11 protein-coding genes are annotated in these 14,630 nt (G+C 37.9%); 2 read left to right on the top strand and 9 right to left on the bottom strand.

Annotated elements, in window-relative coordinates; translation table 11 throughout:
- Window positions 1-155: 155 nt before the first annotated feature.
- Window positions 156-1,745, bottom strand: coding sequence for a solute:sodium symporter family transporter (locus EPL02_RS06960; RefSeq protein WP_205687703.1), 1,590 nt, complete (start codon window positions 1,743-1,745; stop codon window positions 156-158).
- A 58-nt stretch (window positions 1,746-1,803) separates the two neighbouring features.
- On the opposite strand from EPL02_RS06960, the gene EPL02_RS06965 reads away from it, so the two are divergent.
- Window positions 1,804-2,331: a hypothetical protein gene (locus EPL02_RS06965; protein WP_131887362.1), complete on the top strand. Its 528-nt coding sequence runs from the start codon at window positions 1,804-1,806 to the stop codon at window positions 2,329-2,331.
- 246 nt (window positions 2,332-2,577) lie between these two features.
- Here EPL02_RS06965 and clpB read toward each other — a convergent pair whose 3' ends face one another.
- Entirely contained in the window at window positions 2,578-5,175 is a 2,598-nt protein-coding gene (gene clpB / locus EPL02_RS06970; RefSeq protein ID WP_094912841.1) for an ATP-dependent chaperone ClpB, read from the bottom strand.
- A 103-nt stretch (window positions 5,176-5,278) separates the two neighbouring features.
- Complete coding sequence (locus EPL02_RS06975; RefSeq protein ID WP_094912842.1) at window positions 5,279-5,458, bottom strand: YjzC family protein; 180 nt, start codon at window positions 5,456-5,458, stop codon at window positions 5,279-5,281.
- Between the two features lie 226 nt (window positions 5,459-5,684).
- Between EPL02_RS06975 and EPL02_RS06980 the strand changes: the two genes are divergently transcribed.
- Complete coding sequence (locus EPL02_RS06980; RefSeq protein ID WP_131887363.1) at window positions 5,685-6,497, top strand: undecaprenyl-diphosphate phosphatase; 813 nt, start codon at window positions 5,685-5,687, stop codon at window positions 6,495-6,497.
- 32 nt (window positions 6,498-6,529) lie between these two features.
- On the opposite strand, the gene EPL02_RS06985 is transcribed toward EPL02_RS06980, so the two are convergent.
- The 6 genes from EPL02_RS06985 to argB form a co-directional block, all read right to left on the bottom strand.
- Window positions 6,530-7,174 (bottom strand): SDR family oxidoreductase, encoded by a 645-nt coding sequence (locus tag EPL02_RS06985; protein ID WP_094912844.1) that lies wholly within the window; start codon window positions 7,172-7,174, stop codon window positions 6,530-6,532.
- A 313-nt stretch (window positions 7,175-7,487) separates the two neighbouring features.
- Entirely contained in the window at window positions 7,488-8,438 is a 951-nt protein-coding gene (argF, locus tag EPL02_RS06990; protein WP_131887364.1) for an ornithine carbamoyltransferase, read from the bottom strand.
- Window positions 8,435-11,551 carry a carbamoyl-phosphate synthase (glutamine-hydrolyzing) large subunit gene (locus EPL02_RS06995; RefSeq protein WP_131887365.1) on the bottom strand — a complete coding sequence of 1,039 codons (3,117 nt, stop codon included), beginning with the start codon at window positions 11,549-11,551 and terminating at the stop codon, window positions 8,435-8,437. Before EPL02_RS06995 ends, argF begins: the two co-directional genes overlap by 4 nt.
- Window positions 11,544-12,614, bottom strand: a complete 1,071-nt coding sequence (locus EPL02_RS07000) for a carbamoyl phosphate synthase small subunit (RefSeq protein ID WP_094912847.1) — start codon at window positions 12,612-12,614, stop codon at window positions 11,544-11,546. The genes EPL02_RS06995 and EPL02_RS07000 overlap by 8 nt, the downstream gene beginning before the upstream one ends.
- 70 nt (window positions 12,615-12,684) lie before the next feature.
- Window positions 12,685-13,839, bottom strand: coding sequence for an acetylornithine transaminase (locus EPL02_RS07005; protein WP_131887366.1), 1,155 nt, complete (start codon window positions 13,837-13,839; stop codon window positions 12,685-12,687).
- Window positions 13,805-14,629, bottom strand: coding sequence for an acetylglutamate kinase (gene argB / locus EPL02_RS07010; RefSeq protein WP_094912849.1), 825 nt, complete (start codon window positions 14,627-14,629; stop codon window positions 13,805-13,807). The genes EPL02_RS07005 and argB overlap by 35 nt, the downstream gene beginning before the upstream one ends.
- Between the last annotated feature and the right edge of the window lies 1 nt (window position 14,630).

The raw sequence follows: 14,630 nt of genomic DNA on the forward strand, positions 1-14,630 counted from the left end.
TCCTGTACTCTCTAGAGACAATTTTGTTACATCGCGCTCCAAACACTAGTTTTTAACTTGTTTTCCCAACAAACAAAAATATCCGAACGATTGCAGACTAGCAATTGTTCGGATATCTCGTTGACTGAAATAATTATGTCCAAGCCTCTTTTGTCTTATGAAGCAATTCCAATTGGTGAAAAGAGCGCGTAAACCACTAACATTGCAAGAACCGCTGCAATTCCCATCGGATACAAAAGCTTCCAAGGAGTTAAGTCTACTGCTTTTTGATCTTCTAACACATATACATCTTGTTTTGGAGCAATTTTTCCAATAATAAGCATTAATCCGCTGCATAAAACGAATAGGATTGCTAAAATATGAAGATAGTGTAAACCTGTATCCCATACTAGCTGCGTTACCGCATAGATTGAGATAAATACAGCTAATGACACTTTGGCTGCAAGTGCAGGCACTCTTTTCGTCACATAGCCGATGAACACAATTGTAAAGATTGGAACATTGTAGAATCCATTAACCATTTGCAAGTATTCAAAGAATCCGTTTGGTACATTTGCAATTAAAGGTGCAACACACATTGCGAAAATAGCTAAGAATACACCTACTACCTTACCGTTTTTAACAAGCTCTTTATCTGTTGCTTTTGGCTTAAAATAAGGCTTGTAAATGTTTAAAACAAAAAGCGTAACGCTCGAGTTTAACGCTGAGTTAAATGATGATAAAATAGCTCCGAATAACACAGCTGCAAAGAATCCAACAAGCGGCGTAGGTAATACATGGTTAACCAGCTTAGGATACGCTTCCATAGGTGCAAGCCCTGGGCCAAAAATATTAAACGCAATAATACCAGGTATAATTAAAAATGCTGGTCCTAATAACTTCAAGAAAGCCGCAATGAGTAAACCTTTTTGTCCTTCTTTAAGGTTTTTGGCAGCCAATGCACGCTGCATAATATGCTGTGCTGTACCCCAGTAGAACAAGTTAACGAGTAGCATTCCAGTAAACATTGTACCAAATGGTACAGGATCTTTTTCTCCACCAATTGAATTTAGCTTTTCAGGTGTATTTTCCATAATTTTATTAAATCCATCAACTGGAGATCCATCGCCTAAAACCATTAGCCCTAATACAGGAATCATTAACCCTCCGATTAATAATCCAATTCCATTTACTGTATCTGATACAGCAACCGCTTTCAATCCTCCGAATATTGCATAAATTGAACCAATAATACCAATGGTCCATACTGTAATCCAAAGTGCTGTTGTGGAACTTACTCCGAACATACCTTGTACATTAAAAATGCTGCTCAGTGCAGTGGCTCCTGAATATAAAATAGGGGGTAATAAATTTAGTACATAACCAAATAAAAATAAAATGGTAACAATCTGTTTAGTACCTGAATCAAATCGAGATTCTAGAAAATCCGGAATCGTTGTAATTCCGCCTTTTAAATAGCGTGGAAGTAAAAATAATGCAACCAATACAAGAGCGATTGAAGACCCTACTTCCCAGCCCATTGCAGACATATTAAACGAATAGCCATCAGCATTTAAGCCTACAAGCTGCTCTGTCGATAAGTTCGTTAATAAAAGAGAGCCTCCAATTACCCAGCCTGTTAAGCTTCTTCCACCTAAGAAATACCCGTCTGATGTTTCTAAATTTTCATCGCGAGTGAAGCGATATGAAATATATGCTACTAAAACGGTAAAGAATATAAACGATCCCACAGTGACTATATTCATTGATGAACACCCTTTTCTATTTTCTGTCGTGTGCATTTTTGATGAAGGAGAGATACTTTTGAGCCAACCATCTATTTTTGTACCGCTTACAATTAGTTGTTTTCATATTATCATACTGTTTTTTGTCAGACAGTTAGATGATAGCTATACCTCTTTAGTGAATCTATTTATACTGCTACTTACTTTTTTTTATGTGCTATTGATTCAGCAAGCATTAAACAAAGTAATGAAAGTAAGAGCCTGTCTTCTTTTTGTGCAAATTAACGACTTGTTTTTCTTCATATTATATATGGTCGTAATTTTCAATGGAATTTTTTCATTTGTAAACGAGCAAGTGTTGCATAGTTATCGCTTATTTACGCTCGTATGTATGATTCCATTCTATTTCATTTTAATCTGGCTTTCTCTTCAGCTCTTTATAGAAATGAAAAGAACCGGATTATTGACTGTTTCATTAGGTGCTCTGCTATTAGCTTGTTATCCTTTAACATCGCTTATTTTGTTAGCATCACCTTTATCTAGTTTACTATTGCTTTCCTCCTTTATCTCTATAAGTTCTTTTGAAACCAAACAAGTACATACATAATTGTTTACTGTCCATTGTTTCTTTTAGGATCCTAAATAGTGCTTTACTAAGAAAGCGAATTCAATAATTTATACTCATTCTATAAGCGCTTACAATTATAGTCAATAGTAAAAATCCACGCTTACAAAGGTAGTTTTTTGCTCAACGAAAACACAGATACTATCTTCCTACTATTTGCGATAATGTACTTCATTTTTTCAAAGCAAAAAAAGACCATTTAGCAACTACTAAATGGTCTTTTTTTTATTATTCAATAACGAACTGGTCTCCTTTATTATCAATAACTACATCGCTGTGATCGGTGATATGTCCAGCAATTAATTCCCTAGCAATTTTTGTTTCAACATACTTCTGAATAAACCGTTTCAGCGGGCGCGCACCATAGACAGGATCAAAACCTGCTTTTGCGATGTAATTTTTTGCTCCCTCAGTTAGCGTCAGCGTAATATGTCTTTCTTGCAAACGATTTTCAAGCTGCTTTAATAGCTTTTCAATAATTGATTTTACTTCACTCACTGATAATGGCTTAAATAAAATTGTGTCATCTACACGATTTAAGAACTCCGGACGAAAATGCTGTCGAAGCTGCTGAAGTACCTGTTCTCGACTTTCCTCCTCAATGTTTCCATCTTCTGTTAAACCTTCCAGCAGTGTTTGTGAACCAATATTAGATGTCATAATGATAATCGTATTTTTAAAATCAACTGTTTTTCCTTTTGAATCAGTTATTCTTCCATCATCCAGCATTTGAAGGAGTACGTTAAACACTTCAGGATGTGCTTTTTCAATTTCATCTAGTAAGACCACAGAGTACGGCTTTCTGCGAACGGCTTCTGTTAACTGACCTCCTTCTTCATACCCAACATAGCCTGGAGGAGCACCAATCAAGCGTGAAACCGCATGCTTTTCCATATACTCAGACATGTCAATACGAATGATATGATCTTCACTGTCAAACAACGTTTCAGCAAGCGTTTTAGCTAATTCCGTCTTTCCAACTCCAGTTGGACCTAAGAAGATAAACGAACCAATTGGCCGGTTTGGGTCTTGAATGCCTGCTCGCGCTCGAATCACCGCATCAGTTACAAGTGATACAGCTTCATCCTGTCCAATTACGCGCGCTTTTAAAATGGACTCCATTTTTAACAGCTTTTCTCGCTCTCCCTCTACGAGCTTTGATACTGAAATACCTGTCCAGCGTCCCACAATCTCTGCAATCTCTTCTTCTGTAACCTCTTCACGAAGCAAGCGTGACTCTTGTTTTTTCGAAGCTTCAGCCTCAAGCTGTTTTAATTCTTTTTCATAGGCTGGAATATGCCCATGACGAAGCTCTGCAGCTTTATTTAGGTCATAACGTCCTTCTGCTTCTTCTAAATCTCGCTTTGCTTTCTCTAACTTTTCTCTGACATCTTGGACAGCTTGAATAGACTGCTTTTCCTTCTCCCATTGAAGCTTCATCACATCGGCTTTTTCAGTTAAGTTTGCCACTTCTTCTCGAATAGCGTCTAAGCGCTGTGTGCTAGCAAAGTCCGTTTCTTTACTTAATGCTGCTTCTTCAATCTGCAGCTGCATGACTCTTCTTGTTACTTCGTCTAGCTCCGCTGGCATAGAATCAATTTCTGTTCGAATGGTTGCACACGCTTCGTCTATTAGGTCAATTGCTTTATCAGGCAAAAACCGGTCAGATATGTAGCGATCTGACATAACTGCGGCTGAAACAAGAGCCCGATCATGAATATTTACACCGTGATGGATTTCAAATCGTTCCTTTAATCCTCGAAGAATAGAAATCGTATCTTCTACTGTTGGCTCTTCAACTAATACTTGCTGAAAACGGCGCTCTAGCGCTGGATCTTTTTCAATATATTGACGGTATTCATCAAGGGTTGTTGCTCCAATGCAGTGAAGTTCACCACGAGCAAGCATTGGCTTAAGTAAATTTCCCGCATCCATGGCTCCGTCTGTACGACCAGCTCCTACAATAGTATGCAGCTCGTCAATAAATAATAAAATCTGTCCATTGCTCTTTTTTACTTCTTGTAACACAGCTTTTAGACGCTCTTCAAACTCACCGCGAAATTTTGCTCCTGCTACTAAGGCTCCCATATCTAGAGCAAACACCATTTTATCCTTTAATCCTTCGGGAACATCTTTTCGCACAATCCGCTGTGCAAGCCCTTCCACAATCGCTGTTTTACCCACTCCAGGCTCTCCGATTAACACTGGATTATTCTTTGTTTTACGAGAAAGGATTCGAATGACGCGACGAATTTCTTGATCTCGGCCGATGACAGGGTCTACTTTTCCTTCTCTTACTTCTGCTACCAAATCACGACCATACTTGCTTAAGACTTCGTATGTCCCTTCAGGTGTTTGATTCGTAATACGTTGATTGCCACGAATTTTTTGCAGAACGTCCATTAGCTTTTGCTTCGTGATTCCGTATTGGTTAAACAGCTTTCCCAAACTAGTTTTTGAATCTTTATTAGCCCCGGCTAAAAACAGGTGCTCTACTGCCATATATTCGTCTTTTAAGTTATCTGCCTCTTCTTGAGCTTTAACAAGCAGCTGCTGTAGAGCCGACGTAATATATACTTTACCAGCTTCAACACCTGAACCAGTTACAGATGGCTTTTTAGCTAACTCTGCTTCAAGGCTTTTTATAAACTGCTCTGTTTCAATATGTAAATGATCTAAAATACGAACCGCAATGCCATCTGGCTGATGAACTAACGAGTAAAGTACGTGAAGACTATCAATTTCTTGATGACCTCGCTTAATGGCTTCAGATTGTGCACTCATAACTCCTTCCTGAAGCTTTTGCGTCATTTTATTTACATCCATTGTAATCCCTCCACCTTTGACTATTCTTGACCTTTATTTCATATTATAAAATGGTTTTTGTACGCAAGTAAAGCCATCTGCAGGAGATGGCTTTACTTGTATATTAAGGCTTTCTAATATATGTCCAATGACGATCATCATTCGACGTTTCTGGAAAACGATCTCCAGCTTGCAACTTCACTTTTTTAGGATTATTTACGTTGCTTCCCGTTTCACCAATTTCTATATAAACACCGTTATTTGGTGCTTTTTGACCTGCTGTAAAATGACGGTTTTGTCCCATTTCCCTTCCTCCTTCATTAATAAAAAATCCAGCTCTTCTCTTATACTATGCCCCCTGTTTTTCATTTCATAATCAGGATATGAACTAGGAAAACATTAGAAAAAGCGTTTACATTTAAAGGAATTTCTCTTTTTACTTCACAGTGAAGCAAAGTTTTTTTATACTGAAAGATGTACCTTTAACAAATATTTAAATTAACTATTGAAAATGTAGAAAGGATTTACGCATGGAACAATTTTATTTGCTTTTGAAGTATTTATTTTTAGGCCTTTTCCAAGGGATTACAGAACCGATTCCCGTCTCGTCTAGCGGACATATTGTACTTGCTCAACATTTATTTGGTTTAAATATTGAAGGCCTCAGTTTCGAAATTTTAGTAAATACAGCTTCTTTGATTGCAGTACTTATTATTTATCGTGAAGATATTCTTCGACTTATTGTAAATGGTCTTAAGTTCTTAAAAACAAAGGATCAAGACGCAAAATCTGATTTTCAATTTATCATTTACTTAATCATCGGAACAATTCCGGCCGGTATTATTGGAGTACTTTTTGGTGATGTGATTGAAGCAAATCTAAAATCGTTGAAAGTACTTGGTTTTGCTTTAATTGCTACGGGTATTGCCCTTTGGATTATTCGTAACCTTCGAGGACGAAAAAATGACGCAGCGCTTTCTGTAAAAGACGCTATTATTATTGGACTAGCGCAAGCTGTAGCACTTATCCCTGGAATTAGTCGCTCAGGAGCAACTATTGTTGCTGCTATGCTACGCGGAACAAAACAAGAAACGGCTCTTCGTTTCTCATTCTTACTTTACATTCCCGTAAGCTTAGGTGTAACAGTATTAGGGATTAGCGACATCTTAAATGATCCAAACTTTTCTGAGCTATTATTACCCTATACAGTAGCTTTCTTTGCTTCATTAATTGCTTCTTATTTCTCATTAAAGTGGTTTATGGGTATTATGGCGCGAGGAAACTTAAAATATTTTGCTTTTTATTGTTTTATTGTCGGTGCACTAGTGGTTATTTTTCATTAAAAAAATGCGGATGGAAAACCATCCGCATTTTTTTAATGAGCAAATTGAATCGCTTGTTCAATTTCTGTTTTTCCGCTTAGTATTTCAAACGTTTTTCCAATTGTTGTTTCCTCATCTAAGCTTGCTACCAGTGCTTTTGCTACGTCTGCTCGAGGAATTGTTGCAGATTTGTCCGCAATGTCTGTGTTCACATCAATTTTTCCAGTGGCTTGATCATCGGATAAACTTCCTGGGCGAACAATTGTATACGCTAAATTTGATTGCTTTAAGTATTCATCAGCAATTGCTTTAGCACGAAGATAAAGTTGAAGCCCCTCTGGGCCTTGCTCAGGCGCGTCTGTTCCCATTGAACTTAACATAACAAAGCGCTTCACTCCTGCTTTTTTGGCCGCATCAATGACATTCTTCGCTCCATTTTGATCCACAGCAATTGTCTTATCATCTCCAGTGTGACCACCGGAACCCGCTGCAAAGATGACAGCATCCATTCCTTTAACCGCTTCTGATACATCTTTTTCTAAATCCGCTAGTATCACATCTACATTTTGCTGTTCAAAAGCTTTCTTTTGCTCTTCTTTACGTATCATGGCATATGGTTGATGTTGACTGGAGTTAGCTAATAATTCCACTACCTGTTTACCTGTTGTTCCATTTGCTCCTACTACTAAAACTTTCATAGATGTCCTCACCTTTCGTTCTGCTTAATATGTTTATGGTGTTCCCCTGGAATGTACAAATTAAACCCGATATGAAAGAAACATATAGACAACAGGCTTGGATCTAACGAACTAATTCCACCTTAAAGACGAATCATGACGTTTCTAGACTAGTTAGGTTAAAAAAACCACGTTCCTTCCATTGTGCTCCACTAGTTGTTAATAATTTTTCGTTCTACCAAAAAATATCCGAGCTACCAAAAGTAATTAACTTTTAATAGTTCGGATATTTCATCAATTAAAACCCTTATGTCACGGCCTTTTTATACCATCATTAAGCTAAGATTGCTTGTAGCAAGGCTTTTTGTACATGCATGCGATTTCCAGCTTGCTGGAACACAACAGAGTTTGGCCCATCAATAATGCTCGCCGTTACTTCTTCTTCACGATGTGCAGGTAAACAGTGTAAAAACAGATAATCTGACTTGGCATGTTGAACAAGTTCATCGTTTACTTGATACGAAGCAAATACTTCTAAACGCTTTTTCGCTTCTTCTTCCTGTCCCATACTCGTCCATACATCTGCATAGATTGCATCAGCATTTTGAACGGCTTCAACAGGATCTTCTGTAATAGTAATGGTTGCTCCAGTTTCGTTTGCAACTTTTTTTGCATATTCCGTTACAAATGCCTTTGGTTCATAGCCAGAAGGACAACCAATTGAACAATCAATCCCCATTTTTGCACATGCAATCATTAACGAATGAGCTACATTATTTCCGTCACCTACGTAAGCTAACTTTAAGCCGCGGAACGTTTGTTTATGCTCATAAATTGTGAGCAAATCTGCTAGTGCTTGGCACGGATGATAATCATCCGTCAAGCCATTAATTACTGGGATAGATGCGTATTCCGCCAGCTCTTCTATTTTAGAATGTTCAAACGTACGAATCATAATTGCATCGATAAACTGAGACAGCACTTGAGCCGTATCACCGATAGTTTCACCACGACCAATTTGAAGGTCTTGACTGCTTAAAAACAGTGCATTTCCGCCTAACTGAAGCATACCTGCTTCAAACGATACTCGCGTTCTTGTTGAAGACTTTTCAAAGATCATGCCTAAAGTTTTTCCTTCAAGCGTTTTAACGATTTCTCCATTTTTATGCTTTTCTTTTAAGCTAATAGCACTTTCTAGTAAAAACATAATATCTTCTGGTGTTAAATCTTTTAATGTCAGCAAATCTTTACCTTTTAAATTTGCAGATGCTGATACGGTACTCATGAGATTGTCACTTCCTTTTCATTATGTTGAAACCACTCTTGTAATGACGATACGCTATACTCACTTACATGATATGACTGTAAGAACAGTTCGAACGTTTCTAGTTCTGTTAATACTAGCAGACCGTGCTTTAATGCAAGCATACGATTATCTTTCTTTGCAGAATCAAAACTTACAAATAGTAATGCTTCTTTGCTTTTTGTCCAAGCTTGTAGATCTTTCGTATCTACAAGTTTCAAACCAGCCTGAGTAATCGCTACTTTTAATTTTTCTGGTACTTCTACTGCATCGATATAGATTTCAACTGCTTCTTTTTTAGACGTTGCATACTGATGAAATACTTTCTTAGACGCTTCCTCGATTGTAGAAGCAATCGCAATTCCTTCTCCTGTTGATTTCATTTCTGGTCCAACAAGTGGATCTACTCCTGATAATTTACTTGTCGAGAAGACAGGAAACTTTACTGTTACGTATGCTGGGTCTGGCAATAAACCTGTTTGTTCGCTCATTTCCGACAAAGATTTCCCGAGCAATACTTGCGTTGATAGCGAAATAAGCGGAACATCACATACTTTACTTACAACAGGAACTGTACGACTTGCACGAGGGTTTACCTCTAAAACGTATACTTCATCGTTATAGATTACATATTGAATATTCATAATCCCTTTATAGTTAAGCTTTTGAACAATTTTTTGAGCATATAAAACCATTTGTTGTTTATGAGCGTTCGTTACACTTTGGGCTGGTAAAAGCGCATAGCTGTCACCAGAGTGAACACCTGCTTTTTCAACATGCTCAACGATCGTTGGAATTAAAACGTCTTTTCCGTCGCAAACGACATCCACTTCAGCTTCTTGCCCAGGATAGTAAGCATCAAGCAGCATTGGGAAATGTGATGATTTAATCGATGATAAACAATCCATAAGTTCCTGTTCATTTTGAAGCGTAAGCATTCCTTTCCCTCCAATAACGTAAGAAGGACGAATTAATAGTGGAAAGCCCATTTCTTTTGCCTTTGTAACCAGCTGTTGCTCACTATCTGCCATCTCACCAGGAATATGTGGAATGTCACAATCGTCTAACAGCTGATAAAACTGCTCGCGATCTTCTAAGGCGTCTATCATGCTATTCGTAATACCTAGCAAGTTAACTCCTGCCTCTTCAAGACCTTTAACTAATGAAATAGCCGTTTGTCCACCGTATTGAACAATAACATCATTTACGTTTTCTGCTTCTAAGACATTTAAGACATCTTCAACCGTAACTGGTTCGAAATAGAGACGATCTGCTACCTCAAAGTCTGTGCTAACCGTTTCTGGATTATTGTTAATCAAAATGGTTTCATAACCCGCCTTTTCAAGCGCCCACACACCGTGTACTGAACTGTAGTCAAATTCTACACCTTGCCCAATTCGAATCGGACCAGATCCAATAATTGCTACTTTTTTATTTGAAGACGGTTCAATTTCGTTTTCTCCATAGTAGCTAGAATAAAAATATGCAGTGGATGATTCAAATTCTGCTGCGCACGTGTCAACCATTTTATAGCTTGGATAAATCTTTAAATCTTTAAGCTTAGCGCGCACCTGCATCTCTGACACATTCCAAATAGAAGCTAAATATGCATCCGTAAAGCCATGTTCTTTTGCATGCTTTAGTGCTTCTTTATCAATTGAATCAAAATTAACGTTCTTTAATTCTTGTTCTTGATCAATTAAATGACTGAAATGATTTAAGTAGAAGTAGTCAATTTTCGTCTTTTCATGAATTTCTGCTGTTGTCACATCACGACGCAACAATTCTAAAATGATAAAGATACGCTCATCGCTTTGGTCTGCTAGCTTATCAAATAAAGCATCTAAAGATAAAGCCTGTAGTTCTTCTACTTCTAGTCCATTTAAATCAATTTCAAGAGATGATAATGCTTTTTGGAAGCTTCTTGTAAAGGTGCGGTCAATGGCCATCACTTCACCAGTTGCTTTCATCTGCGTTCCTAGCGTTCTTTCTGCATAGAAAAATTTATCAAAGGGCCATCTAGGAAACTTCACAACCACATAGTCTAACGCTGGTTCAAAGCTAGCATACGTATCTCCTGTAACAGGATTTAATAGCTCATGAAGGTTATACCCGACCGATAGTTTTGCTGCAATCTTTGCGATTGGATATCCCGTTGCTTTTGATGCCAAAGCAGACGAACGACTGACGCGGGGATTGACCTCAATTAGATAATATTGTTTGCTGTTAGGATCAAGTGCAAATTGGATATTACAACCACCAATAATACCGAGAGCCGAGATAATTTTAATTGATGATGATCGCAGCATCTGATACTCAACGTCTGTTAATGTTTGTGAAGGTGCGACTACAACAGAATCTCCTGTATGTACACCAACTGGATCAATGTTTTCCATGTTACAAATCGTAATGCACGTTCCGTTAACATCACGCATAACTTCGTACTCTACTTCTTTAAATCCTGCGATGCTTTTCTCAATTAAACATTGATGAATAGCACTTTCTCGAAGGCCTGATGTGGCAAGCTTTTCAAGCTCTTCTAATGAATGTGCAATTCCTCCACCCGTTCCACCGAGAGTGTAAGCTGGTCGAACAATAACCGGAAAACCAATTTCTTTAGCAAACGTTAACGCTTGCTCAACTTCAGTTACAACTTCACTTTCAGGAACTGGCTCATTTAATTCCTGCATGAGGGCACGAAACTCTTCACGACTTTCTCCTTGCTTAATGGATTCAATTGGTGTACCTAGCAGCTTCACGCCGTATTTTTCTAAAATTTGATGTTCGTGTAGCTCTAATGCTAAATTCAGTCCCGTTTGTCCTCCTAGCGTTGCTAAAAGGCCATCAGGCTTTTCTTTTGCAATAACTTTTTCAACAGAATCAACCGTAAGTGGCTCAAAATAAATACGATCAGCTATATGTGTATCCGTCATAATTGTAGCCGGATTGTTGTTAATTAAAATGACTTCATATCCTTCTTCTTTCAGTGAAAGACACGCCTGTGTACCTGAATAATCAAATTCGGCTGCTTGCCCAATCACAATTGGACCAGAGCCAATAACTAAAATGGTTTGTAGTGTTTTATCTTTAGGCATATACTTTTTCGCTCCCAACTTGCTGTACTTGCTTCATAAATTCATCAAAGATATATGTGCTATCACTTGGTCCTGGATGTGCTTCTGGGTGATACTGTACCGATAACACCGGAAGTTGCTCATGTACAAGACCTTCAACTGACTGATCATTAACATTTTTAAATCGTACTTTAAGAGGCGTTTGCTCGACTGTCACTTCATCTACCACATAGCTATGGTTTTGTGATGTCATACATACTTTATTTGTAAATAAATCAATAACCGGCTGATTTGCTCCACGATGACCGAACATTAATTTCTTGGTTTTTGCACCGAATGCTAACCCGATTAACTGATGACCAAAGCAAATTCCAAGCGTTGGATATTTACTGATAATTGCTTTGATTTCTGATAATTGATCTGCTACTTGCATTGGGTCTCCCGGTCCGTTTGATAGAACAATCCCATCTGGCTTTAACGCTTTAATTTCTTCAAGTGAAGTCGAGTAAGGAACCACCGTCACTTGGCAGTTGCGATTTAATAGCTCTTGTAAAATTGATTTTTTATAACCAAAATCCATTAGTACAATATGTTGTTTATCTCCAGCGTGTGATACAACCTCTTTCGTTGATACTTGCTTAACCACGTATGGTTCAGAGTCCGTTACTACGTTACCTTGAGCAGAAGCGGAAAAGGCTGCTTGCATTGTTCCCTCTTTTCGAATTCGTTTAACGACCGCTCTCGTATCCACATGTGTGATAAGAGGAATATTCCACTTTTTTAAATATTGCTTAAAGCTATACATCGCTTCATAATGGAATCCTTCATCGGAACATTCGTATACGACAACGCCTGCTACATGAGGCTTTTTACTTTCAAAGTCTTTCTCATTAATCCCATAATTTCCAATCAATGGATAGGTAAAAACAATAATTTGGTCTTTATAAGAAGGATCCGTCACAACTTCTTGATAGCCTGTCATTCCTGTAAAAAAGACAATTTCTCCGCTTGCTTGGTGAGAGGCAGTATTTTCAATACTACCTTCAAATGAATCTCCGTTTGCTAAATGTAAATATCCATTCATTTTGCATCCCTCTTCGAATAATTATTTATTTTAAAGAATTTTTATACATTACTTTCAAAAAAATAACTGTTTATATCGTTATCTTAAGCTCTTGAAATACTTGCTCAATAACAGTCAGTGCTTCTGATAACTCTTCACTGCTAACTGTTAATGGTGGTAGTAAACGTATTACGTGAGGACCTGCACCTAACACTAACAGTCCTTTTTCACGCATAGCAGTGATTAACTGGGCTTGATATTTCCCGCACTCAATACCAATCATAAAACCTTTTGCACGAACTTCTTTCACAATTGAATAGCTTTCTAACATGTCGGTTAGCTGTTTTTTGAAAGTGGCTGACTTGGCATTTACTTCTTCTAAGAATTGTTGATTAAAAATAATTTGCAGCGTTGCTTTAGCCGATGCTAAGGCAATTGGATTCCCCCCAAATGTCGTACCATGGGTTCCAGGTCCGAATGATTCCTTTAAAAGACCTTTCCCAATCATTGCACCAATAGGCATTCCGCTTCCTAAGCCTTTCGCAGCTGTGATAATATCAGGCGATAAATTAAAGTGCTGATAAGCAAATGGTTTACCTGTTCGGCCAATTCCTGTTTGTACTTCATCGACAATAAACAGCGCACCGTATTCCTGACATAGCTTTTGAATAGTTGTTAAAAAACTTTCTGTTCCTGGCACTACTCCGCCTTCACCTTGAACAACCTCAGTCATAATTGCAGCTACCGTATCATCCATTTCTGCCTCTAAGCTTTCTACATCATTATAAGGAAGATAAACAAATTCATTAACGAGTGGTCCAAATCCTTCATGAATCTTTGCTTGCCCAGTTGCCGTCATCGTTGCAAACGTACGGCCATGGAACGATTTCGTAAACGTAATAATTTTATGCTTTTTGGTATGCTTTCTTGCTAGTTTAATAGCCGCTTCGTTAGCTTCTGCTCCACTATTGCAAAAGAACACTGCGTCTCCGCTTGAATTAGCAACAAGTAAGTTGGCTACTTCTTCTTGGATGGATTGGTGAAATAAATTAGACACATGCCACACTTTATTTAACTGTTCTTCTACTGCTTTTTGAACTTCAGGGTGACGATGCCCTACGTTACATACAGCAATTCCTGAAATGAAATCTAAATATGTTTGGTTATTTTCATCCGTTAAATACGTTCCATTCGCTTCTTTTACATGTATATCAAGACGTTGATACGTTGGAAATAACGAGCTCATCTTTATCCTCTCCACCTTTAATAATATGTTTAATTGCAGTTCCAACTAAGTTTCCACTTTGATCTAAAAAGCCGTTAATACCACTGATGATATTGACCTCGTGTAGCGTTGGAGACAATGCTTTGACTGCTGACATAACCTTAGGAATCATCCCTCCATAAATGGTTTTCTCTTCGATTAGCTGGCTCACTTCTTCTACCGTCAACTCTGTTAACAACTGCTGGTCTTTTAAAACTCCTTGCACATCTGTTACAAACATAAGCTTCTGTGCTCCGAGTGCCTTAGCAATTGAACCTGCTGCTACATCAGCATTAATATTAAACATCTCACCTTGACTATTTACACCAATCGATGAAATAACAGGGATGTAGCTTTTTTCTATCAGCTGCTTTAAAAGGTTTTCATTGACAGAAACCACTTCCCCAACATAACCTAATTTTTCAAAATCAATAGCTTCAGCTTCTAAAAGCTGAGCATCACACCCTGACAAACCAATTGCTTGAAGACCTTGAATTTGAATATCACGCACAAGCTGTTTGTTAACCTTTCCTGATAGCACCATTGTCACCACATCTAAAGCTTCTTTAGATGTTCGTCGTAAGCCATCTACGAATTCTGCTTTAATATCAAGCTTTGCTAACATATTCGCAATATCTGGCCCCCCACCATGTACTAATACAATGTTATGGCCACTCTCAATCAGCTTCTTTAAGTCTCTAAAAAATGAATTTGTTAACTGATTAATGATGCTTCCTCCACACTTTATAACAATTGTTTTTGCATCCGACATC

The sequence above is a fragment of the Bacillus sp. CBEL-1 genome (genome assembly GCF_004348885.1).
Classification (GTDB): domain Bacteria; phylum Bacillota; class Bacilli; order Bacillales; family Bacillaceae_H; genus Priestia; species Priestia aryabhattai_A.

Bases quoted from the DNA above. Each gene is read 5' to 3' on its own strand.
- EPL02_RS07005 (WP_131887366.1), bottom strand. From the start codon at position 13,839: ATGAGCTCGTTATTTCCAACGTATCAACGTCTTGATATACATGTAAAA.
- EPL02_RS06975 (WP_094912842.1), bottom strand. From the start codon at position 5,458: ATGGGACAAAACCGTCATTTTACAGCAGGTCAAAAAGCACCAAATAAC.
- argB (WP_094912849.1), bottom strand. From the start codon at position 14,629: ATGTCGGATGCAAAAACAATTGTTATAAAGTGTGGAGGAAGCATCATT.
- EPL02_RS06960 (WP_205687703.1), bottom strand. From the start codon at position 1,745: ATGAATATAGTCACTGTGGGATCGTTTATATTCTTTACCGTTTTAGTA.
- EPL02_RS06985 (WP_094912844.1), bottom strand. From the start codon at position 7,174: ATGAAAGTTTTAGTAGTAGGAGCAAATGGAACAACAGGTAAACAGGTA.
- clpB (WP_094912841.1), bottom strand. From the start codon at position 5,175: ATGGATGTAAATAAAATGACGCAAAAGCTTCAGGAAGGAGTTATGAGT.
- EPL02_RS07000 (WP_094912847.1), bottom strand. From the start codon at position 12,614: ATGAATGGATATTTACATTTAGCAAACGGAGATTCATTTGAAGGTAGT.
- argF (WP_131887364.1), bottom strand. From the start codon at position 8,438: ATGAGTACCGTATCAGCATCTGCAAATTTAAAAGGTAAAGATTTGCTG.
- EPL02_RS06995 (WP_131887365.1), bottom strand. From the start codon at position 11,551: ATGCCTAAAGATAAAACACTACAAACCATTTTAGTTATTGGCTCTGGT.
- EPL02_RS06980 (WP_131887363.1), top strand. From the start codon at position 5,685: ATGGAACAATTTTATTTGCTTTTGAAGTATTTATTTTTAGGCCTTTTC.